A 23,575-nucleotide genomic window follows, 5' to 3' on the forward strand; every position below is an offset into this window, starting at 1 on the left:
GGTAACTATACGTTTCAGTAAAAAATAAATTATCTATAACTATATTTTTAAATGAAAGTAATTTTATAATGAATTCATTATATTCATCAGGCTTTGATAACTATCAACATCATGATAGCGTACCTTACTAGTCGAAAGTTCGTTAAAAAGCTTTTTCGCGCACGAAATTTTTGCTTGTTCAATTGGTCTTAAATTTAAACTATCCATAGTACCTTTGGTTTCAGCAATAAAAAAGATATGCTTTACTTTCCCAACATGAAAAGCAATTGCCCAATCGGGTGAATAATTACCAACAGGTGTTGGAATATGAAAACCTTTTGGTAATTTTGCATATACGCACACTTCTTCTGCCGTATCAAGATCTTCAACAAATTTCCGTTCAATACTTTTTTCGGCTAGACCATCGGTAAATACATAATTTTGAATTGCTTTTTTCGCTAAAAACGCTTTATCGTAACTTTGTAAACTTTTTTCCTGAGTGAAAATAGTACTGTCATATTTGCCTGAAGTTTTATTGTATGTAATATGTTCTATAATTGTAGTTGCTTTTTGTTCTTTAATTAATTTAATAATTTTAGCAATAAATTCTTCTGGATTATCCTTGAACATATCTAGTTTTTTTGTATCTAACCCCTTTAATATGGCCACTACTGTTTTGCGGGTTAATGTGGTTTCTTGCGCAATCTGACCAATCAAGTCGTATTTTATTGGTTTAAAATAAGCATGTTCCAAAGTGGTAGTCTTTGTTTCTTGAGTTTTAAACGCATCATTTTGATAGATACTTTGTGTCGTTATCTGCTCTTTAAGTTGACCGACAGCCGTAATGTATTGTAGCTGCGAGACAAATAACTTATCGTTGATATGAGCAATTGCTTTGTTGATTAATTCATCACTATCAAAGTCAACAGTATAGGCATATTGCTGATTAATTTGCTGCCATAATGCTTGGAATTCGGCTTTATCAAAATTCTCATTAAGTGGATTATCTTTAATCTTTGTTTCATGACCATCGGTAAACATGGCGTCTAACTCGCTATCATTATAAATAGTCTGAATTAGGCGATGAATTCCGTCACCCATTGGTTGTAATTCATCTGGTAATGGTGCCACTGAGTTCATTACAACATCGTTGCGGTATTTATCGGTTATTTTACGCTCGATATCAACATAGCCATGACTAATTAAATAAAATTCAATTTTATCAGCTACTGCTTTATCGATAATGGTTGATACACCATTAACTTCTACATATTTACCGAAAAAGTACTCACTGGTGGCAACAGTTGGTCGATCATAAATGACTGTTTTTATGTCGGCTTGAAGATCATTAACAAAGTTTCTATAACTTTCACTAGCGATAACGGTTAACATGTTGATATCGTGGACTTGTTCGCCGCAGCTTTCAATATCCATACGATTACCATCTTGATTAACACATAAACGAAGACCACGACCAACTTCTTGCCGTTTAGCTGTTTGGTTATCGGAGTGTTTTAGTGTACAAATCTGGAAAACATTGGGATTATCCCAACCTTCACGTAGTGCTGAGTGCGAAAAGATAAATCGAGTGGGCTCATCAAAGCTTAACAGTTGTTCTTTATTTTTAAGAATCAGGTCGTAAGCTGAAATATCATCTGAAGATTCGCTACCTCGTTTTAATTGGCTATCAATACTTTTGCCAGTTTTTTTATCAATGCTAAAGTAACCTTTATGTACTTGGCTTGCATCATTACACTTATTTTTTAAATATTGTTGATAAGGTGTGTTGCTGGCTTGGTCTAAGTATTGTTGCAAAATCGTTAGGTATTCTTGTTCAAATATTTGTCCATATTCGCCCAATATTTCGTTATTGTTTTCATCATATTGGCGGTATTTAGCTACTTCATCAATAAAAAATAATGATAGTGATTTAACGCCCATATTGAACAATTTTTCTTCTTTGTCAAAGTGAGATAATATGGTTTCTCTAATTTGAATGCGGCGCATATTTTCTTCAGAAATATCACCTATCACTTCACCGGTTTTAATTGAAACACCATTGGTAAAAGTGACTATTCCAGTCAAAGGATTGATCTCAGATACTGTATATCCCTTGTATTGCTGCATCTGTTTTGAAACAGAATAAAGATTATCACCCTCAGTAAAATGGCGAATTTCACGTTTGATACCATTCTTATGATTTATTTCTAGCTCAATATTTGCCAGTGGTGGTTTTTTACTGGATAAGACGATTTGTTCAAGATACAAGTAGCTATCAGTACCTCTTAGATTTTTAACTTCAAAACCCTTTACTTCAATTTTTTTAACTAGCCGTTTATTGTATGCATCAAGTGCATCAAGTACATAAATTAGATTATTCTGTTTTTTATGGGTAGCAGAATAATTTAATGAAAATAATGGATTAAAATTTTTTAAGGCTTTTTGCGTGACTTCACCACCCATTTTTTGTGGCTCATCCAAAATAATAATGGGATTATTAGCGGCTATAACATCAATCGGCCGGCGCGACGCAAACTCATCGCGTTTTGAGTAAATAATTCGTGCCTCTTTATTTTTGCCGTCTTCTTTTAGCGAGGACGCAAAAGCTTGAGTGTTAATGATCATAACATTAATGCCCGAATTGGCAGCAAAACTATCTAATAAAGTTAAATTTTTACTGTCATAGACAAAAAAGCGAGCCTTTTGACCATAATGCTCCATAAAATGGTCTGAGGTTATTTCAAAGGTTTTTTTTACTCCCTCTCGAATGGCAATAGAGGGTACCACAACAATAAACTTGCTCCAGCCATAATGCTTGTTCAGTTCAAACATGGTTTTGAGGTAAACATAGGTTTTACCAGTACCGGTTTCCATTTCAATATCAAGACTACACCGACCTAAGTTTTTAATTAAATCAGCCGACTGTTTGATATTGTTTATATTTTGTATTTTTTTAATATTAGCGAGTAACTCGTTATCGGTTAACGAAATAATTTCATTTTTAAAACCAATATCGATTGCGCTATCATCTGATGTATAACTTGAAGCCGTTTCATAACTCATTTCTGCCTGAGTAGGTGCATTGCCTAAATCACGCACATAACGCAGGCTATTTTGATAACCTTGCCCGTTAAAAACTTGAACTACTGCATTTACTGCATCGGTTTGATATTGTTGAATTTTAAAATTAAATTTCATTACAACACCTTCCTCTTGGTTTCAGGGCTGTAGGTAGTAAAAATTTGTTCAAAATTGGTGGCAACACTATCATTTTCCATTGAGCTATCACGCATAACAAAATAGTAAGGTTTTTGTTTGGCAATAGCCGTGATGACCTCTTCATTAATGTCTGTATCAAAACAAGCCATTAAAAAGTTATCCGCTACGTTAAACACTGTTTTACCGGCAATAGTGGTTTGTTTAATATCACTGGAAAGTAATACACCCAAATCCAGCATAACTTGGAACAATAAATCTTCCGCCGTTCTATCGGTTTTGATATTGTCAATCAGGGCGTCAAGAAGATCGGTATTATACTCAGCAGGGTTGTAATAAACCTCTTTCATATTACTGCTATCGCACTTTAAGACGCGAAAGCCTTTATCAAATTTAGCCTGTGGATTTTCTTGAGCAATTTTATTGCCTGCCCGGCGAATGCGCTCTTTACCAATTTCGCAGATATTAGTCGCTTTCTTTTGTTTTTGTAAAAACTCAACAGCAAATTTATTGTTTCTTTCCGAAATATCTTCGGGCATCTGTACCAATATATATCTAGCTGACTTATTTTGTTTTACATTATAATCCATTACCGCAGCAGCGGTTGTTGCCGAACCAGAGAAGAAGTCCATGATAATAGGAGATTCTTGTTTATATAAAGTTGCTTGTAATAAAATTTGAATTAATTTTTCAGGTTTCGGAGTATCAAATATATCTCCACCAAATAAATGTCTAATTTGAGCTAAACCATCTTCATTGGTTTCACATGAATAAGAATTAGGAGATAAAACATTTTTCATTTTTTTTATTTCACCACCTAATTTTATATGATTGGGCCTAAAAGGGGCTTTACTAATAACGATTTTTTCTTGATTTTGTACAATTTCATCGATTTTGCTTTGTGAATAGCGCCACTCACCCTCCAAAATTATCTCGGTTATATTTTTATAATTTTCAACAATTACCCTATTTAATAATTTAGTAACAATATTTCCTTCAGACATATCTTGAGGTTCAAAAATTTGTTCTTTAATTGAAAAATCAACCGAGAATGGAGGTAAAGTTATGGTTGAACGACTATTTCCTGCATTGTTTATAGGGTATTTTTTTCCCTCTGTTGTTTTTTCAATTGAAAATGGGACGGTTAGCTCGGATTGTTTAGCATAACAAAGCACGTAGTCAAAAATTTTTCCAACGTTTCTATGTAAAAATGACGGTTTCTTTTTCTTCTCCCATATAAATTCTGCGATAAAATTTTTTTCCCCAAAAATTTCATTACATAATTTCCTAGCATTGTAATTTTCGTTATCATCAAGAGTGATAAAAATGATCCCATTTTTTTTTAAAATATCTTTAGCAATTTTTAATCTTGGATACATCATGTTTAACCAATCGGTATGAAAACGACCATTACTTTCTATATTTTGGATTAATCTATTCCCATTTAGATCATATTGATTGCTATGACCTATATATTCAGCATAGCTTTGGATGAAATTATCCAAATACATAAAATCATGTCCAGTATTGTAAGGGGGATCAATAAATATTAAATCAACTTTATCGAGATAAGTTTCCTGCAATAGTTTCAATACCTCAAGATTATCACCTTCAATATATAAATTTTCGGTATCATCAAAATCAACACTTTCTTCACGACAAGGTCGTAAAGTTTTGGCTATGGGCGCATTAGCAAGTAGAATCGATTTCTTTTTATCTGGCCAAGTAAATTGGTAACGTTCTTCTCGACCTTCAACAATCACTGATGAAAGTTCTTGTTTGAGCAAATCAAAGTCGATGGCGTATTCCACTTCACCTTGTTGGTTTTTGCGTTCAGTAATACAGTTCGGGAATTGTGCACCGATTTTTTTGATATTTTCATCCACTTTATTGAGTGAATGCATCTTTAATTTATCCATTTAAGAATCCTTTAACTCTTGTTTCAATTGGTTAATTTTTTGCACCAATTCAAATACTTTTTTAGGCTGTAGCTCTTTTCTTGCTTGCTTTTCAAGACGTGCAATATTTAAAATCAGTTTTTGTCTTTTATCGGCAATGATAATCTGCTGCTCAAGGCTATTGCCTTGCTCAATATTGAATTTGCCGACTTGTTGAATGATGTTTTGCCAGACATTATCAAGGTTTAATCCTTTTAATTCAATGTGTAATTCTTCTTTAGCTTGCCAATCACTTTGTATCAATTTATGTTGAAAAACGGCCAATTTAGCCTGCTTAGCATATTGCAAAATAAATAGTATATTTTGCGGTATTAGTTTGGATAATAAAACAAGGCTTGTTTCATTAAAATTGATTTTTTTTAGTTGTACCAATGCCACAAAAAAAGCATTAATGTTATTTCCTGCTGCGAGATTTATCTTTGCTGCGGAAACCTCGTTAACAAGGGTTATTTTAGCTATATCCGCATCGACTTTTTCTTTCGTAGCATTGTTCAGTTGAAACTTTGCATAGATTGTTTTTTTAGCTAACTGGTGATTTATTTCTGTCGTTTTGGGCAAACCAAGCATTATGCTACCTTATTTTCTGATTCACTGACAACTAAAAAACAGATTAATTCAAAGTCATCTAGACCTTTTATACTATCGGTAACAAAACTAACTGAGTTACCGCTTAAAAAATTATCAATATCACTGTGTTTTTTTACTTCAATAATTGAATTTATGGCATCACCAAGTCGTTGTGAAAAATGAGTCATATTACTGCCATCGGCTGTGATTTTGTTAAATTGCTGATACAATTTTGCAATGGGTTCTGTTTTGCCTTTGCAAAGTAAGCGTATTTTATCAAGTAATTGTTTTGGTGATAAATGATCACAAATAACTTCGCCATTATTAGCTACATACACCATGTAAAACGGATGAAGTCGATTTTGATTATTAATATTAATGCTGTTTGCCCGATTTTTTAATATATAAATAACTCCTGCGGGTATATCTGGTGAAGCTGGCACAACTGCATGTAATCCATACGGTGTTTTATCAAGCTCAGGATGGTTTTTGATATACTCTAGCAAATCAAGTCTAAATTCATTTAAACCTAAATCCATAATTGATATACTGTTAGTGATATCTTCAATATCAACCACTTCGTCTTGTAAGCGTTTGAGCTGTGCTTTACGATAGGCTAAATCGGATTTTTCTTCTTCACTTAAAATATTGTCATCACCTGTTGCAGTCATGTCGACAATTTTCATGCGAGTTTCTACCTTAGCTTTTAGATCAATATATTCATCTAAAGTAACATCAGGCCAAAAGTTAACTAGCTGAATCGACTGATTTTTGCTGCCTATGCGATCAATACGTCCAAACCGCTGAATAATTCGTACCGGATTCCAATGTATATCGTAATTAATTAAATAATCACAATCTTGTAAGTTTTGCCCTTCAGAGATGCAATCGGTTGCAATTAATATATCAATCTCATGAGTGTTATTCGGCATTAACAAGTGTTTATCTTTTGATTTGGGTGAAAAGCAGGTTAAAACAGTGTTTAAATCACAATGCAATTTAGGTACAGTAGATCTTCCGTCAACCGAACCTGTTATCATTGCGGTATGTAGGGAAAAGTTATTTTGTACATACTGGCTAACGTGATCAAACAAATAACTTGCTGTATCGGCAAAAGCGGTAAATATAATCACTTTTTTATTATTGTTATTAATGGGGTTTAGTTGCTTATTTTTAATAATAGTAAGTAAATTTTGTAATTTAATATCATGTTTTGCGGTGATATCACTTATCATATGAGTTAATAATGATAAGATTTCATAATCTTTAGTAAGATAGTGTTTCCATGAAAGATAATCCATATCGGCTAAGGCAATTTTTACTTTTTTGCCAAATGTAAATAACTGATCATTATTATGTTCATCTTCATCAAGATCATTGAAATTAGTAATATCGGTAAGCTCTATTTCTTTTTTTATACTTTGATTATAAGATTCAATAGTAGCTATTGTTTGCTGAATAAAGTTTTTTATACGTTCTAATGTATGATTAAATGAGAATACCGAGCTTTCGAGTCGTTTCATCAAGTTGATTGCCATTAAACGACGAATTCCTTGTTCTCGATTAGCTTGGGTAAATCCTACATTAATTGTGTTGTCCTCATATATTTCTGCATACTTTTCCATTTTACTTTGTAAGATAAAGTGGGTAGGGGTATAAATTGATAGATTCAGTAGCATTAGTTGTTCGAAAATTTCGTTATAACTTATTGCATTAGCTAAATCCGTTAGTTTAGGTCTTACTGAAATAGGCTTGAGCCTGGTTGGAAAAGTACCTATATCGGCGGTATCGTAATATTTTTGAATGTGTTTGCGTGAACGAGCAATCGTAACAGAATCCAATACTTCGAAAAAGTCAAAATCCAACATCCGTAATAGGCTTTCTGTTGTTCTTTCAGTTGTATCTTGTTTACTCCAAATGTTAAATGCTTTTTGTGCATTCTTAAAAATCTCATCCAATGAACGATGAGTATTGAGATTTTCATCAATATGACTGGTTTTTCCTTCGTAAGCAAGGGCTAATTGATTTTTTAAATCATTGAAACGATTATTAACAGGTGTTGCGGAAAGCATCAATACTTTAGTTTTGACTCCTTTTCGGATCACTTGATTAAGTAATTTTGAATATCGATTTTCTTTTTCATTTTCGTTGTCTTTGCTTGATAATTTGCCACCATTACGGAAATTATGTGATTCATCAATCACTACAAGGTCGTAATTATTCCAATGAATTCGATCTAAATCTATACCATTTGATTTACCACAAGAGCGATTAAGGTCGGTATGAAAAAGCACATCATACCGTAATCGATCTTCAGCGATGGGGTTATTAATGTAATTTGCTTTGTAAGTGTTCCAGTTATTGTTCAGTTTTTTAGGGCATAAAACGAGCACAGACTTATTTCGGTTTTCATAATATTTAATTACTGATAAAGCAGTAAATGTTTTACCCAGCCCAACACTGTCAGCTAAAATACAGCCATTATATTTTTCAAGTTTATTGATGATTGCTAAGGCTGCATCTTTTTGAAAGTTGAATAGCATATTCCAGATTTTGCTATTTTTGAATCCAGTAGCTTCGTTGGGCAATACATCTTCTGAAATATCTTCAAGAAATTCATTAAAAATATTATAGAGGATAACAAAATAGATAAACTCAGGTGAATTTTCATTGTAGGCGCTGGCAATATTGTCGATAACAATATTGGTTACATCCTGAAGTTTAGTTTTATCTTGCCAAAGTTCATTAAAAATGGAAAGAAATTTAATTGAATCTGGAGAAGGAATCTTTTGTACTATGTTGTAAGCATTGTTTCCTCGTTCACAGCCTAGATCAATAGTTGTAAATCCATTGATTGGTATATAAGCATTATCGTCTACATGTATGAATCCAGCCATATTTTCATTAGTGATGTTGGATTTAAATGTAACCTTTTGTCTAATCCAATCAGCACATTCTTTAGCAATCGCTTTTTGTGTTAATTCGTTACGAAGTTTAATTTCAAATTCGGTACCATAAAGGCTACGTTCTCGATTAAGGCGTGGTATGTAGAATTCTCTTTGTGCTTTTGGGGTTTGCTCGGTTATAAAGGTTGGCGAAGTAAAGATGAAACGGAGTTCATCTATATTTTTCAACTCTTTTTTGAGTTTTTCAAAAGCAAAAAATGAAAAGCATGCGGCAACGATTGCTAATTTACTCCCTTGCTTTATTTCGCCTGATAGATCTTCTTGGAGCGTTTTCGTTATGTTATCTATGATTCCCATTGTTTTATTTTCTCTGCGATATTATCTGTACTAATGCTAACTTCCCTTATTTTAAATTAGCTTCTACAAAAAAGTATTGTCATTGGTGATTAACTATAGCGCAATTTATTGTGATATTTTTATTATTGTAAAAATGTAAATTATTGTCTAGAAATGTTTTTATCTATTTTTTGCTAAAAAGTATGGTTGTTGATAGTGGCTAAAAATTGGAAAAAATTTACTGATATAAATAAAAATCATAAGCGAATATCTCATGGTCAAAAAAAGTTAGTGTTAAGTTTAAATAATAATTAATTATCTTTTAACTCTTTCTAAAAAATACACTCACAAGTAGAAAATTTTTTATGATCAAAATAGAATTTAAATATGAAAAAATGATAGTGCAAAAAATAACCTAATATTAAGTTTCTAATATATTGGTTATTTACATATAATATTTCATTTATTCAATCGATTTGCTATACATTATTTATGTAATTATGCGATATATACCTGATAACTAGCTCAAACTGTATTTTAAAAGTGATTAAGTATATAATGCCCCACAAATTTAATTAATTTATATCATCTAATATATATTTTTATGAAATCTTCAATTATCAACAAATTAGAAATGCTACAAGAGCGTTATGAAGAAGTTCAAGCATTATTGTCTGATGCTTCGGTTATTGCGGATCAAAATCGCTTTCGCACTTTATCTAAAGAATATTCGCAATTAACAGGGGTGGTTAAGTGTTTTTCTGATTGGAAGCAAACACAAGAGGATATCGACACAGCTAAAATGATGCTATCTGATCCTGAAATGAGTGAAATGGCACAAGAGGAGTTAAACGAAGCATTAAGTCGAGTTGAAGAACAAGAAAAGCAACTACAAGTTTTACTATTACCTAAAGATCCTAATGATGACTATAATTGTTTTGTCGAAGTTAGAGCAGGAACGGGGGGTGATGAAGCGGCTATTTTTGCAGGTGATTTAGCCCGAATGTATACAAGATTTGCCGAGTCGCACAGTTGGCGTGTTGAGATTATGAGTGCAAATGATGGTGAACATGGTGGCTATAAAGAAGTTATTATGTTAGTGAGTGGGGATGGTGTTTATGGCCATTTGAAATTCGAATCGGGTGGACACCGAGTTCAACGTGTGCCAGAAACAGAATCTCAAGGTCGTATTCATACCTCTGCTTGTACTGTTGCTGTTTTACCGGAAGTTCCTGAAGCAGAAATGCCTGAAATCAACCCCGCTGATTTAAAAATTGATACCTATCGTTCATCTGGCGCAGGTGGTCAGCATGTTAATACAACAGATTCTGCTATTCGTATTACCCACATTCCTACGGGCATCGTTGTTGAATGTCAAGATGAGCGATCGCAACATAAAAACAGAGCCAAAGCAATGTCAGTTTTAGCCGCAAGAATTCAAGATGCAGAACTACGTAAGCGCCAACAAGAAGAGGCTTCAACACGTCGAAATCTATTAGGTTCAGGCGATCGTTCAGATAGAATCAGAACATATAATTATCCACAAGGTCGAGTAACCGATCATCGAATTAATTTAACGCTTTACCGTTTAGACGAAGTCATGGAAGGAAAATTAGAGATGCTAATCGATCCGATTGTGCAGGAATATCAGGCCGATCAACTAGCAGCTTTATCGGAACAAGATGAATGACATACTTACAATGGCTTAAAAGTGCATCTCAAACCTTAACAGATAGTGAAAGCCCAAAGCGAGATGCTGAAATTTTACTGAGTTTTGTTACGCAAAAAACGCGGACATTTTTAATGGCGTTCAGTGAAACATTGCTAACTGATGATGAATTGATTGCTTTATCTGAATGTTTAGAACGCAGGAAAAATGGTGAGCCTATCGCTTATATAACTGGCGAAAAAGAGTTTTGGTCTTTAAAGTTTAATGTTTCTAATGCCACTTTAATACCTAGACCAGATACCGAAAAATTAGTTGAATTAGGTTTAGAGTACCTTCCTAAAGTTCCTTGTGAAGTATTGGATCTTGGCACGGGAACAGGCGCGATAGTTATTGCAATGGCAACCGAACGTCAAGACTGTTTATTTACCGCAATTGAAAAAAATAAAGATGCCCTAATCTTAGCTCAAAAAAATGCTGCTCAAATCGGGGTGAATAATGTTTATTTTTTACAAGGTGATTGGTACAAACCAATAAAGAATAGAAAGTTTTCAATGATTGTCAGTAACCCTCCTTATATTGAGCCAACAGACATCCACTTATCCCAAGGCGATGTACGCTACGAACCAAGAAGCGCATTGGTTTCTGAAGATGATGGTTTAGCTGATATTAAACTAATTGTACAAGGTGCAACTAAGCACTTAAACCAATATGGGTGGTTACTAATAGAACATGGTTGGAAACAAGGCGAGGCAGTGCAAACTGTTTTTAAACAACACGGATATCAATTAGTAGAAACCTTCACCGACTACAGTGGTAATGATAGAGTTACCCTTGGTCGCTGGTTTAAACCTTAACTAGGAAAATTTTATGATGCAGCAAAAAAAAGTAAACATTGGTGACATTACTGTCGCTAATGATCTACCCTTTGTACTATTTGGTGGTATGAATGTGCTTGAATCTCGTGATTTGGCGATGAAAATCTGTGAACATTATGTCACCGTTACCAATAAACTAAATATTCCTTATATTTTTAAAGCCTCTTTTGATAAAGCAAATCGCTCATCAATTCATTCCTATCGTGGACCAGGATTAGAAGAAGGGCTAAAAATATTTCAAGAGCTTAAACAACAATTTGGCGTTAAAATTATTACTGATGTACATACTGAAGCACAATGTCAACCCGTTGCTGATGTGGTTGATGTAATTCAATTACCTGCCTTTTTAGCAAGACAAACTGATTTAGTTGTTGCAATGGCTAAAACAGGCGCAGTAATTAATGTCAAAAAACCACAATTTGTTAGTCCAGGGCAGATGGGTAATATTGTTGAAAAATTTGAAGAGGCTGGTAACAATCAAATCATCCTTTGTGATCGTGGTAGTTGTTTTGGTTATGACAACTTAGTGGTTGATATGCTTGGTTTTAACATTATGAAAAAAGCAAGCAAAGGGTCACCAGTTATTTTTGATGTTACTCATGCTCTTCAATGCCGTGATCCTATGGGAGCAGCATCAGGTGGACGTCGTGGTCAAGTAACAGAACTTGCACGTTCGGGCATGGCTGTTGGTATTGCTGGGTTATTTTTAGAATCCCACCCAGATCCAAGTCATGCAAAATGTGATGGACCGTCAGCGTTACCACTAGTAAAATTGGAACCTTTCTTAAAACAGATGAAAGCCATTGATGAACTAGTAAAAAGTTTTGATGAAATTGATACTGAACATTAAGAGTTTAATTATTTAGCTACGATTAAAAAAACGTTATTTATTATAAGGTAAACGGTATTTTTAGCATATTAATAAAAAAGAGAAACCAAATGTGATTTCTCTTTTTTATTTGGTTATGTGGTCATTTTACGTTATTAATCTTTAGAAATTACTTACTTTTTAATTTTCAATTTTTCAACCACAGTAATAAATATACATAAAAAATGCCATATCCTAAATCATAGGTAGCGTGTTGATATTATAAATAAAATTGGTGATAGACTAAATATTGACACCAAACGTTCATTTAGAACATATTCATTAGCATCTTCCAAAATCGTCATAACACATTAAATAGTGTGACTTTAATGATTAATACTAACGTAATTTTGTACGTGGGTTGTCCATTTACAATGGGATATTTATACAAAGGTTTATATTTTTGGTGATATTTTTGTAAAAAATATTCAGGATTCTATACCGTCATAAGTTTAAAAAACTCTAAAAAAAGTCCGTCATATTATTTTTTACAATAAAAAAAGTTGTGACTTTTATCTAAAAATTAGCATAAAAATCGATCTTTTTAGTGATTATGATCACGATTTAGAGTGTTTAATTTGCTAGATAAAATATGTTTATGCATTATAAAAATACATATTTACCTCATATCTGAATTTAAATATACCACCTAAACATGTCACCTAAATATAGTTTAGGAGTTAAATATTTAAAATAAAAATTAATTTTAATTTACCTATAAATCACATTTTTATAGTTTATTGTAAGTTAAACAGCATAAATTTATCATTTTAGGAAAACCAATATGAATACCTATAATGCACAAATAAAACCTCGTCCATTTAATCATTTAACTAAATTGATTTTATCCTTATCTATTTTAAGTAGTGCCGTTCCTGTTTATGCTACCTACGAAAACCATTTTGTCGATGATTCTTCATTAACTGGTAATGTCTTTTTTTGGAATCGAGATCGTGAACGCAAAGATATTGATACACATAAGTATGAAAAAAACCTAAGACATACTTCATTCAATACTAATTTGGATTTTAAATCAGGCTATATTGCCGATAGATTGGCTATTGAACTCGGTGGTTATGGCGCTTGGGAAGTCAGTAATGGCGGTAATGGACACCCAAATGAAATAGGATTTAGTGGTGCTCATACCCGTTGGGATGAGGATTGGAAGAAAGATGTCAGTGGACTTAGTTTTTATAAAGCACAAGCAAATTTTAAAATTGACGAATTATTTTGGGTAAAAGCAGGTTATATTCAGCCATCAGGACAAACATTACTTGCGCCACATTGGAGTTTATTACCGGGTACTTATCGTGGGTTTGAGATAGGTTCAACGCTTGATTTTGATAGCGCTGGAGCATTGTCGATGTCATATATGTGGAGTGATAAATATAAAGCACCTTGGTATAAACGGCTTTATGAATTTAAACAGTGGGGAAAAGGTAAAAAAATTGATTATTTACATTCTGCCGGTTTGAAGTATGACTTTAAAAATGACTTAGTATTAGAAAGTGCATTTGGACAAGCACAAAATTATATGAACCAATTTTTTGGTAAAGTATCTTATAAAATGGAAGTATTTGATAATCCTATGATTATGAGCTACCAATTTTATGGCGCTAAAGATCAATCTCATAAAGGTACAGATGTATATGATGGCTTAGCGTGGTTGCAAGCAGCAACATTAGGCTATCAAGTTGGTGCTATAGGTCTACGATTTGAAGGCGTTTCGGTTAAAGCTGATGGAGAACAGGGATTCTTTTTACAACGTATGACACCTGATTATGCTTCATCAAATGGTCGTTTAGATATATGGTGGAATTCTCGCTCAGACTTCAATGCTAATGGTGAAAAAGCCCTGTTTGCTGAAGTGACTTATGATTTAAGTCACTTATCTCATTATTTAGCGGGTTGGAAAACAGGTGCGTCTTATGCCTATGGTTGGGATGCAAAACCTAGCACTAATCGTCAATACAATCAAAAACAGCGTTTGATTGAATCTGCATATAACTTTGATTTAGGTTATACCGTGCAAGAAAGTTGGGCAAAAGATACAACCTTCCAATTGCACTATACCAAATATAATAACCATTCAAATATACCGAGCTGGGGTGGTGGATACGGTAATATCTTCCAAGATGAACGGGACATTAAATTTATTGTTACAATTCCATTCACTGTTTTTAGTGCTAAACAAAAATAGGTAAAAAAGATGAAAAAGATTAAGGCAACGATATTAGCAACTTCAATCCTTTCTTTGTTAAATATATGTGCGATTCAATCAGTGCATGCTTCTCAACAAATTGCTGATTTGATTAGTTCTCAACTTAATGTTAAATATGAAGTCGTCGACAATCAAGCAAACGCAAATGGCGTTAACTGTTCAGCTTTAGGTGCTGATTGGGCTTCTTGTAATAACGTAATGATTTCACTTAAAAATACTGGAACAGCCATTAATAATAAAGATTGGGCTATCTATTTTGATAATATCAGAATGATTCTAGCTGTAGACAATGATCAGTTTAAAATCACCCATATTACAGGTGATTTACATAAGCTCGAGCCAACAGAAAAGTTCACTGGTTTTCCTGCTAATACAACGGTGAATATTCCAATTATTGGGGAATATTGGATTGTAAGTGAAAGTGATGTTATGCCACGTTGGTATGTAACTTCAAGTGATGCTAAACCCAAAATTATTGCTAACACTAACACGGATTCTGACAATTTATCGGCATTTGTTGCACCAATAAAACAACAATGGAAAAGAACGGCTGATGATCACAATATTTTAATGACGCCTGCTAACCGTTTTGAATATAACGCCGATATTAATAAATTATCTGAATCATCGTTACGAGGGCAAATTCTACCAACACCAAGCAAACTTACAATAGGTAAAGAGGATGTTACGATTGATCAGCAAGGCGTTAATTTAATTCTTGATGGTTTAAATCAAGATAGTTTAGCTATTCTAAAGGCACAATTTAAAGCATTAAACATAGCTGTGACAGAAAAAGGTTATCAAATAAAAGCAACGATTGATCCTAAACAATTCGAACAAGGAAAAGTAGGATCATATCAATTAGATATTAAAAATGATAAGACATTAATCACCGCTTATGATGAAGCAGGGATTTTTTATGCCATTCAATCCATTTTATCTATCATTCCCGTAAATCATTCAAATTCAATACCAATGCTAAATACTATTGATTCGCCACGTTTTGTTTATCGAGGAATTATGCTTGATATTGGGCGTAATTTTAAATCTAAACAAGCCATATTAAGTTTATTAGATCAAATGGCAAAATATAAAATGAATAAATTTCATTTTCACTTAAGTGACGATGAAGGTTGGCGAATTCAAATTCCTGGATTACCTGAGCTAACCGATATCGGTAGTAAACGCTGTCACGATCTCACGGAGCAAAATTGTTTATTACCACAATTAGGTTCTGGACCTGATAGTAATACAAGTGGATCAGGATTTTTAAGTCGTAATGATTACATTGAAATTGTCAAATATGCAAAAGCACGCTTTATCGAGGTTATTCCTGAAATCGATATGCCTGCACATGCCAGAGCAGCAATAGTATCAATGGAAGCACGTTATAAACGCCTAATGAATGAAGGAAAAGAGCAACAAGCTAATGAGTATCGTTTAGTTGATCCAACCGATACATCCAATACCACAACGGTACAATTTTATAATCGCTTAAGCTATTTGAATCCTTGTCTTGATTCATCTAAACGCTTTGTTAATAAAGTTATCGATGAAATCGCAAAAATGCATATTGAAGCAGGGCAACCGCTTAATACTTGGCATTTTGGTGGTGATGAAGCTAAAAATATCCGTTTAGGTGCAGGTTATCAAGATCTGCAAGCAAAAGAAAAAACTAATATTAAAGGTACTATTGATCAAAGTATTGAAGATCATCCATGGGCTAAATCACAAGCTTGTCAAACTTTTGTGAGAAAAGGCGAAGTGAAAGATATTGAACATCTACCAAGCTATTTTGCCCAACAAGTCAGCACCATTATTAAAGAGCATGGCATCAATCATATGCAAGCATGGCAAGATGGCATGAAACATGCCGAAAATGCCAAATCTTTTGTGGTTGATAAAGTCACAGTTAACTTTTGGGACACATTATATTGGGGGGGATTTGATTCAGTTAATGAATGGACAAATAAAGGTTATCAAGTAATTATCTCTAATCCAGACTATGTTTATTTAGATATGCCATATGAAGTGAATCCAAAAGAAAGTGGTTACTATTGGGCAACACGTTTTAATGATGAGCGTAAAATATTTAGCTTTGCACCGAATAATTTACCTCAGAATGCTGAAACTTCGGTTGACCGAGATGGTAATCCATTTACAGCTAAAGGTACTATGAACTGGTCAGGTGCTTATGGGCTATCAGCACAAATTTGGACTGAAGATATCCGTAGTGATAACAAAATGCAATATATGGCTTTTCCTCGTTTACTAGCGGTTGCTGAAAGGGCTTGGCATCAAGCTGATTGGGAAATGGCTTATCAAAAAGATCGCCAATATCAACAAGGTGAAACACATTATGTAGATAGCAAAGCGTTACATGATGATTGGAATCGCTTTGCTAATTTACTTGGACAAAGAGAGCTAGCTAAACTTGATCTTGCGGGTATAAATTATAGATTACCTATCCCTGGTGCAAAAATTGTAAATGGTAAATTAAACGCCAATATTGCCTTTCCTGGGTTGAACATTGAATATTCAACCGATAACGGAAAAAATTGGAAATGTTATAATGATCCAGTTGCTATTAATAAAGATAACACTATCTCTATTCGTAGTATTTCATCAGATCAAAAAAGAACAAGTCGTATAGAAAAGCTAAATTAAGCTTTAAAACACTAATATTCTTATCCGTTTATCGGATAAGAATAAAGCCTAAGAAAGGGAGTTGATGATATTTAATGAAGCGTTTCCATTAGCTCCATTTCGTCAAAATCGTCATCATTCCCATCTTCAAAATAAGTGCCCCAACCATCATAATTGACGTCAAATTGAGTAGTAAGTGTGATGATTTCTGCAATTTGTGCATTTATTATTTCGGCATTGAGTGGGCTTTCGGTAACAATATCAAAAGCGATAACAACATTGCCTACATCGTCAATATCTTCATCGGGATCGGTTGCTTCATAGCCTAATTTATAGGCTTCTACTGCCACTTTTTCTAATTTATCAAAATGTTGTGATGAAATGTGATGCTCAATGATATAAAGTGCATGAGGATCGCTACCATCTTCTAGTAGTTCCTCAATAATTGCGCTAGTATCTTGTTGAGCAAGGCGAATTTGATCTTTCATAATATACCTTTTAGTGGTCATGCAAATTGTGTGGTATATTACACGTTTCAAAATAATTTTCGAGAAAAAAATGATCGTTGATTTACATTCACATACTACGGCATCGGATGGTCTTTTAACACCTAGCGATCTTGTCAAAAGAGCTGTGGATAACCAAATTGCTATTTTGGCTATTACCGATCATGACACCGTTAAAGGTTTACCTGAAGCTCAAAAAACGATTGCTAACGAAAATTTACCTATTAAATTAGCTTGTGGTGTTGAAATATCAACTTCTTGGAAAAACAACGAAATCCATATTGTTGGGTTAAATATTGATATTGCACATCCTGAGTTAACAGCACTGCTATCATCACAAGAACAAGGAAGAATCGAGCGAGCGTTGGCTATAAGCCATAAATTAGCTAAAGTTAGTATTGAAAACGCTTATCAACAAGCACAACAATTTGCAAAAGGAGACATTGTTTCGCGTGCTCATTTTGCAAGATTTTTAGTTGCTAACGGCTATGTTAAAGACATTAAACGGGCCTTTAAAACGTACTTAGGAAAAGGTGGTTATGCTTATGTACCTGCAACATGGTGTAGTATTTCAGATGCAGTTAATGCCATTCATGCGGCAAGAGGGCAAGCAGTACTTGCGCATCCAAGTCGCTATGATCTAACTTTAACTAAATTGAAATTATTAATAAGTGAGTTTAAATCTAGTGGTGGTGATGCAATTGAAGTTTCACAAAGCAGGCAAACGCAAGATGATTTACAAAAGTTAGCTAAATTAGCCAATGAATTTGAACTATTGGCATCACAAGGATCGGATTTTCATGGTGTTGACACCTATTTAGATTTAGGGAAAACAACCCCACTACCCGGTAGTGTTATACCAATTTGGCATAATTGGAAACTCTAAATAAATCTGGTTTAAAATCGATTTATATTCGTGCTTCACTATAAGGTTAACGATATAAAATTTAATCATGCAAATCTGATTAACAATAATATTGATATAGAAGAAAATTATGAGTCAAACTTTTTATATTCATCCAGATAATCCGCAAACTCGATTATTAAATCAAGTTGTCAACATATTAAATGATGGTGGTGTTATAGCTTTTCCGACCGATTCAGGATATTCACTGGGTTGTTTACTAGACAATAAATCGGGTGTTGATCGAATTTGTCAAATTCGTCAACTTGATAAAAATCACAATTTTACCTTGATGTGCCGTGATCTTTCTGAACTATCTAGTTATGCTTTTGTAGATAACACAACTTTTCGGTTACTAAAAAATAATACCCCAGGTAAATATGTTTTTATTTTACAGGCAAGTAAAGAAGTACCTCGTCGATTGATGAATGAAAAACGCAAAACAATTGGACTAAGAATTCCTGATAATAAAATTGATTTAGCGTTGCTCGAATTATTAGGGCAGCCATTAATGACTGCGACATTAATTTTACCTAATGATGACCAAGCGCAATCCGATCCCGACGAAATAGAAGATAAAATAGGTTATCAGCTTGATGCGATTGTGCACGGTGGTTATATAGGTCAACAACCTACCAGCGTAATTGACTTGACTAATGACTATCCAACAGTTATTCGCAAAGGAAGTGGAGACACTAAGCCATTCGAATAAATGTTCATTTTTTATTGTTAATATATCGACAATATAGTTAATAGAAAATTGATACCTGAGAAGGTAACAGCGAGGATTTTATGAAAAATAGCAAATCAGCATTCCCACAACTTGGCAAAAAGACAAATAGCGTTAAAGCAAAGGAAAAGCAACTCTACGAAAAACCAAAAACCTCAAGAGTACCAGCTATTACACGCAAAACATCGGCATATGATAATACTGAAAAACTCCAAAAAGTATTAGCTAATTTAGGTAATGGATCACGCCGAGAGATTGAAGCAATGATTGTGGACGGTAAAATCAGTGTAGATGGTAAAATTGCCTCATTAGGCGATCGAGTTGATGTAAATGCAAACCCTAAAATTCGTATCAATGGACATTTAGTTCAGCTTAGAAGTAAAGAAAAAGAAGTTTGTCGAGTACTAGCTTACTACAAACCAGAAGGTGAAATTTGTTCACGCAATGATCCGCAAGGACGGGCAACTGTTTTTGAACGTTTACCTAGATTAAAAAATGCACGTTGGGTGAACATTGGCAGACTTGATATCAATACATCGGGTTTATTATTATTCACAACTGATGGTGAATTAGCTAATCGATTAATGCATCCACGGCACGAGATTGAGCGTGAATATGCAGTGCGAGTATTTGGTAATGTGACTGATCAACAAATTAACCAACTTCGTAAAGGGGTGCAACTAGAAGATGGCCCAGCCTCATTTCAATCAATTAAAGCACAAGGTGGTGATGGAATTAACCAATGGTTTAATGTAGTTATAACAGAAGGCCGTAATCGGGAAGTTCGTAGAATGTGGGAAGCTATTGATGTGCAAGTTAGTCGATTGCTACGCATTCGCTATGGCAATATCACTTTACCCAAAGGATTATCACGCGGAACTTGGCTAGAACTTGGTATTGACTCAGTCAATTACTTACGTGAACTAGTCGGTTTGCCACCTGAATCTAAAAGTTTCACCACAAGTTCTTCTTCTGACAAAAGAATAGTAAGACCTAAACGAGTCAAACTTAATCAACAGATTAAAACAACACGGCAAAGAGTAACTCAAAAAGCAACTCGAAAATAACCTTTATCCTGCCCTTAAATAGTTTAGTTATTTAAGGGTACCAGTATAAAATATAATTCACACCTTTCCTATTTCAAATAAACTGACTTGTCACCCAATAATAATGAGTAACTAGTTAATCAATTTTTAGCAAAAAAAGTTAATAAATTAGAACTAATTTATAATAGACTCACCAACTAGCTTATTAATCAAGCTATATTTAAACAGTTTTCATCTTAATAACAAGATGAACAAGCAAAAAAATAAACTAAAATGAATTGAAAGGAAAATTATGCGTATAATTATAGCTGTTTTTTTTATGTTCTTATTAGCCGCTTGTCATACACGTACAGCAGAAGAAGCTTATAAAGAAGGAAAATATTTAGAAAGCATCAACTTATTGGCGGATAGTATTGAGGATAAGGGTACTGCAAAATTAGGTCAAAAAGACGTACAACGACTACAAAATATCGTCAATAACGTTATGCAACATTATGAAACAACTTTATCAAATGCCAATAATCAGGATTATGCCAAACGAATAGAATGCTACCAAAATTTATTAGCAATGAAACTGCGATTAAGTGATCGCTTTTATAGCCAAGAAATCAGTTTTTTTGATAATAAATATGATTTTACTAAATTACAAGAGAGTATCGCAAAAGAGTACTATGACTATGGTAATTCAATCACAGGAACCGATAGTAAAAGTTATAGAATAAAAGCCGATTTATACAAAAAAGGATTTGAGCAATACAACTATAAAAACATTGAAAGTTTGTATAACAATGCAAATAAAAAATATATGCAACTTGCTGCTAAAGATTATTATGACCAAGGAAAAATGTTAGCACAGCAAGGTAATTATAAAGCTGCTGCGGATGCATTTAATAATGCCTCGGAAGTATATCAGCCTCTTGGCAAGTACAAAGATAGTGACAAACTTTCTATTGAGAATGATAGAAAACACTGTACTCAACAAGCAGAAAATGCTTATGAACAAGCACAACAATTAGCCAGAACAGCAACACGTCGTTATCAATTTCGAGAAGTTGCCCAATATTACGCTTCAGCTGCTTCGGCTTATCGCCAATACGGAGCGTTTCGCGATGCAGATTTCCAAGCAGATAAATATAAAAGAGAAGGGAAAATAAAAGTTTATTATAATTCTTCAGAATTAAAATCTTATGTAACAGATCTATTAAGTAAAGACTTTATAGAATTTGTTATCTACCAACCAGGACAAGCAGATGTCACGATCCGTGTAACGACAAATGTTGAATTTTCTGATCTTGGTAAATCAGTTAACAATGAAACCAAAACCGAAAAAATATTTGATAAATTTATTGAATTCGCTGACGAAAACGGTAATAAAAAGCAAGTTAAAACCTATAAAGATCAGCAGTTTAATTTACAAACTGTGACTCACAGCAATAAATTAACCTTAACCACTGAAATTGAGGCTCATGGAATCTATAGTTACAGTAAATCATTTAACATTGTACAAACGTCAGCAAAACATGATTATATCTACTCTGGCAATGTGCCATCAAATTTACATAATTACAGTAAAGGAACATTGCAAACCAAAGATAGCTTGCTTCGAGCGGCAAAAGAACAGCAATTAACAGAATTAAAAGTATATATTGAAGATATGGTTCGGGATTTATCATATCTATAATTACTATAAATGTCATAACTAAAATTTAACTAAATAAAGACTACTTACTCATTGGTGCTCATTTTTATAAATGAGTGTCCAATGAGTAAATTGAATGTTTTTATTTATTTGCGGAGTTGATTTAATTCGTCCAGTATAAAGAAGTACGGGCTAGATTAGAGCATATCTAGTCAAAAATTAAAAATGTGTTTGTTTGGGGCAGCGTTGGTTAGTAAACACTGTTTTCGGCTAAATGAAACTTGAATCCTTGTTGATGCATGATTTCTCGCAATGTTTATAGTATTAATTACTGTAAACAACACTAGAAATTCCTACAATTAAAAAGTTGCTATATCAGTACTAAATTTCATCTAAAATAAAACGACGTTTGGTTTATCAGAACATCAACTCCATACTTTTTCAATTCAATTATTGAAGTGATAACTAAAATAGTTGTTTTATCAAATTCATGATAAAATATGGTTTCTTTTAAAAACTTTACAAAAAAATTAATACGATGAAAAAAATAAAATATTCTTTGTTGCTAGTTTGCAGCATAACATTGGTCGGTTGTTTTGGTTCAGATACCACTTCGTCTAGCTCTGTTGATCGTATGATTGATAATCCAACACCAAATGAAATAAAAGTGATTATTGATGGAAATGAATTAACCATTCCAGCAAAATCAAGTGTGAATTATACATTTGAATACGGTAAGCATACACTGTCTTACGGTAATCAATCATTAAATTTTATAGCTAAACCTTCAACAACTAATAGTTCAGGATTAATTAATCCTACTCAAAGTAATTATTATTTATTAACAACTTTCTATACAACTTCAAATGTGAGTGATGAAACTTACGATAAGTTGATAGCTAAATATTTAAATTCAGTTCCAGTAATTATTAAAGGTGAACAGCAAGAGCTTGAACTACCAGTTAAAGTTATTAATGATGTTTTTATTGAGCGTCAAAAAGATTTTTGGGATTATTCAGTAGATGAACCTTATCCAGATGAAGTAACTTTACGAGGGAAAGGGCAATTTCAATCTCGAAAAATCAAATTATTCCGAGAAGATGGCTTTATTGAAGCTTTAAAAGCAGAAGGGCTTAATGAAAAAGTTGATTTTATAAATGAACATCCTAAATTTTCTGAGCTTAAAAAATATACTATACCAAATATTCAGCTAGATGCTATTACTTGTAAGAAAGGTCGCGAATTTGTTGAAACGCAGTTAAATGATTGGAATAAGCTTTTTACTCTGACAGGTAAAGATTTGGCCTTGTTATACAAACAGTTAACATCGTCTGAAACTTTTCACACGAAACATGCCATCATAACAGAATGTACGAAAGCAGGAGATTCAAATCAAAGCTATCAGTTCGCTACAAGAGAACTTGAGGGGGCATTCGATGAAACTAATCAACTTAATTTTTTTATTACTCAATAAACTAATTTAAGTAAAGGTAAATGTTTAACCGAATC

At 33.3% G+C, this 23,575-nt stretch carries 15 protein-coding genes; 10 read left to right on the forward strand and 5 right to left on the reverse strand.

The window, feature by feature from the left end; genetic code table 11:
- Window positions 1-63: 63 nt before the first annotated feature.
- Genes B9N71_RS07470 through B9N71_RS07485 form a run of 4 tightly spaced genes read right to left on the reverse strand, consistent with a single transcriptional unit; the run spans window position 64 to window position 8,983 of the window.
- Window positions 64-3,177, reverse strand: coding sequence for a type III restriction-modification system endonuclease (locus B9N71_RS07470; RefSeq protein ID WP_085165222.1), 3,114 nt, complete (start codon window positions 3,175-3,177; stop codon window positions 64-66).
- Entirely contained in the window at window positions 3,177-5,114 is a 1,938-nt protein-coding gene (locus B9N71_RS07475) for a site-specific DNA-methyltransferase (protein ID WP_085165225.1), read from the reverse strand. The genes B9N71_RS07470 and B9N71_RS07475 overlap by 1 nt, the downstream gene beginning before the upstream one ends.
- Window positions 5,115-5,720, reverse strand: a complete 606-nt coding sequence (locus tag B9N71_RS07480; protein ID WP_065608599.1) for a DUF4391 domain-containing protein — start codon at window positions 5,718-5,720, stop codon at window positions 5,115-5,117. It lies immediately after the preceding gene.
- Window positions 5,720-8,983, reverse strand: a complete 3,264-nt coding sequence (locus B9N71_RS07485; RefSeq protein ID WP_085165227.1) for a helicase-related protein — start codon at window positions 8,981-8,983, stop codon at window positions 5,720-5,722. Before B9N71_RS07485 ends, B9N71_RS07480 begins: the two co-directional genes overlap by 1 nt.
- Window positions 8,984-9,566: 583 nt before the next feature.
- Between B9N71_RS07485 and prfA the strand changes: the two genes are divergently transcribed.
- The 5 genes from prfA to B9N71_RS07510 all read left to right on the forward strand — a co-directional run bounded on the left by prfA (window position 9,567) and on the right by B9N71_RS07510 (window position 17,262).
- Complete coding sequence (gene prfA, locus B9N71_RS07490) at window positions 9,567-10,652, forward strand: peptide chain release factor 1 (protein WP_085165229.1); 1,086 nt, start codon at window positions 9,567-9,569, stop codon at window positions 10,650-10,652.
- Window positions 10,649-11,485 (forward strand): peptide chain release factor N(5)-glutamine methyltransferase, encoded by an 837-nt coding sequence (gene prmC / locus B9N71_RS07495; RefSeq protein ID WP_085165231.1) that lies wholly within the window; start codon window positions 10,649-10,651, stop codon window positions 11,483-11,485. Before prfA ends, prmC begins: the two co-directional genes overlap by 4 nt.
- A 16-nt stretch (window positions 11,486-11,501) precedes the next feature.
- A complete protein-coding gene (gene kdsA / locus B9N71_RS07500) occupies window positions 11,502-12,356 on the forward strand; it encodes a 3-deoxy-8-phosphooctulonate synthase (RefSeq protein ID WP_085165311.1) in 855 nt (284 codons plus the stop codon).
- 802 nt (window positions 12,357-13,158) lie between these two features.
- A complete protein-coding gene (locus tag B9N71_RS07505) occupies window positions 13,159-14,574 on the forward strand; it encodes an OprD family porin (RefSeq protein ID WP_085165233.1) in 1,416 nt (471 codons plus the stop codon).
- A 9-nt stretch (window positions 14,575-14,583) separates the two neighbouring features.
- On the forward strand, window positions 14,584-17,262 hold the full coding sequence (locus B9N71_RS07510) for a beta-N-acetylhexosaminidase (RefSeq protein ID WP_085165235.1): 2,679 nt from the start codon (window positions 14,584-14,586) through the stop codon (window positions 17,260-17,262).
- Between the two features lie 71 nt (window positions 17,263-17,333).
- On the opposite strand, the gene rraB is transcribed toward B9N71_RS07510, so the two are convergent.
- Complete coding sequence (gene rraB, locus B9N71_RS07515) at window positions 17,334-17,729, reverse strand: ribonuclease E inhibitor RraB (protein ID WP_085165237.1); 396 nt, start codon at window positions 17,727-17,729, stop codon at window positions 17,334-17,336.
- A 70-nt stretch (window positions 17,730-17,799) separates the two neighbouring features.
- On the opposite strand from rraB, the gene rnm reads away from it, so the two are divergent.
- The 5 genes from rnm to B9N71_RS07540 all read left to right on the forward strand — a co-directional run bounded on the left by rnm (window position 17,800) and on the right by B9N71_RS07540 (window position 23,540).
- The gene (gene rnm / locus B9N71_RS07520) at window positions 17,800-18,633 is read left to right on the forward strand and encodes an RNase RNM (protein WP_085165313.1); all 834 of its coding nucleotides are present in this window, start codon (window positions 17,800-17,802) and stop codon (window positions 18,631-18,633) included.
- A gap of 109 nt (window positions 18,634-18,742) precedes the next feature.
- Window positions 18,743-19,363 carry an L-threonylcarbamoyladenylate synthase gene (locus B9N71_RS07525; RefSeq protein ID WP_065560248.1) on the forward strand — a complete coding sequence of 207 codons (621 nt, stop codon included), beginning with the start codon at window positions 18,743-18,745 and terminating at the stop codon, window positions 19,361-19,363.
- A gap of 80 nt (window positions 19,364-19,443) precedes the next feature.
- Window positions 19,444-20,448: a 23S rRNA pseudouridine(2605) synthase RluB gene (gene rluB, locus B9N71_RS07530; RefSeq protein ID WP_085165239.1), complete on the forward strand. Its 1,005-nt coding sequence runs from the start codon at window positions 19,444-19,446 to the stop codon at window positions 20,446-20,448.
- Window positions 20,449-20,719: 271 nt separating this feature from the next.
- A complete protein-coding gene (locus B9N71_RS07535; protein WP_085165241.1) occupies window positions 20,720-22,108 on the forward strand; it encodes a hypothetical protein in 1,389 nt (462 codons plus the stop codon).
- Between the two features lie 496 nt (window positions 22,109-22,604).
- Window positions 22,605-23,540, forward strand: a complete 936-nt coding sequence (locus B9N71_RS07540; protein WP_143422084.1) for a hypothetical protein — start codon at window positions 22,605-22,607, stop codon at window positions 23,538-23,540.
- Window positions 23,541-23,575: the final 35 nt, after the last annotated feature.

Origin of the sequence: Gilliamella bombi, from assembly GCF_900103255.1 — a bacterium.
Classification (GTDB): Bacteria; Pseudomonadota; Gammaproteobacteria; order Enterobacterales; family Orbaceae; genus Gilliamella; species Gilliamella bombi.

What these genes read in the sequence shown, in the direction of transcription:
- B9N71_RS07525 (WP_065560248.1), top strand. Translation starts at nt 18,743, where the DNA reads ATGAGTCAAACTTTTTATATTCATCCAGATAATCCGCAAACTCGATTA.
- kdsA (WP_085165311.1), top strand. Translation starts at nt 11,502, where the DNA reads ATGCAGCAAAAAAAAGTAAACATTGGTGACATTACTGTCGCTAATGAT.
- B9N71_RS07505 (WP_085165233.1), top strand. Translation starts at nt 13,159, where the DNA reads ATGAATACCTATAATGCACAAATAAAACCTCGTCCATTTAATCATTTA.
- B9N71_RS07540 (WP_143422084.1), top strand. Translation starts at nt 22,605, where the DNA reads ATGAAAAAAATAAAATATTCTTTGTTGCTAGTTTGCAGCATAACATTG.
- rluB (WP_085165239.1), top strand. Translation starts at nt 19,444, where the DNA reads ATGAAAAATAGCAAATCAGCATTCCCACAACTTGGCAAAAAGACAAAT.
- rraB (WP_085165237.1), bottom strand. Translation starts at nt 17,729, where the DNA reads ATGAAAGATCAAATTCGCCTTGCTCAACAAGATACTAGCGCAATTATT.
- rnm (WP_085165313.1), top strand. Translation starts at nt 17,800, where the DNA reads ATGATCGTTGATTTACATTCACATACTACGGCATCGGATGGTCTTTTA.
- prmC (WP_085165231.1), top strand. Translation starts at nt 10,649, where the DNA reads ATGACATACTTACAATGGCTTAAAAGTGCATCTCAAACCTTAACAGAT.
- prfA (WP_085165229.1), top strand. Translation starts at nt 9,567, where the DNA reads ATGAAATCTTCAATTATCAACAAATTAGAAATGCTACAAGAGCGTTAT.
- B9N71_RS07510 (WP_085165235.1), top strand. Translation starts at nt 14,584, where the DNA reads ATGAAAAAGATTAAGGCAACGATATTAGCAACTTCAATCCTTTCTTTG.
- B9N71_RS07475 (WP_085165225.1), bottom strand. Translation starts at nt 5,114, where the DNA reads ATGGATAAATTAAAGATGCATTCACTCAATAAAGTGGATGAAAATATC.
- B9N71_RS07485 (WP_085165227.1), bottom strand. Translation starts at nt 8,983, where the DNA reads ATGGGAATCATAGATAACATAACGAAAACGCTCCAAGAAGATCTATCA.
- B9N71_RS07470 (WP_085165222.1), bottom strand. Translation starts at nt 3,177, where the DNA reads ATGAAATTTAATTTTAAAATTCAACAATATCAAACCGATGCAGTAAAT.
- B9N71_RS07480 (WP_065608599.1), bottom strand. Translation starts at nt 5,720, where the DNA reads ATGCTTGGTTTGCCCAAAACGACAGAAATAAATCACCAGTTAGCTAAA.
- B9N71_RS07535 (WP_085165241.1), top strand. Translation starts at nt 20,720, where the DNA reads ATGCGTATAATTATAGCTGTTTTTTTTATGTTCTTATTAGCCGCTTGT.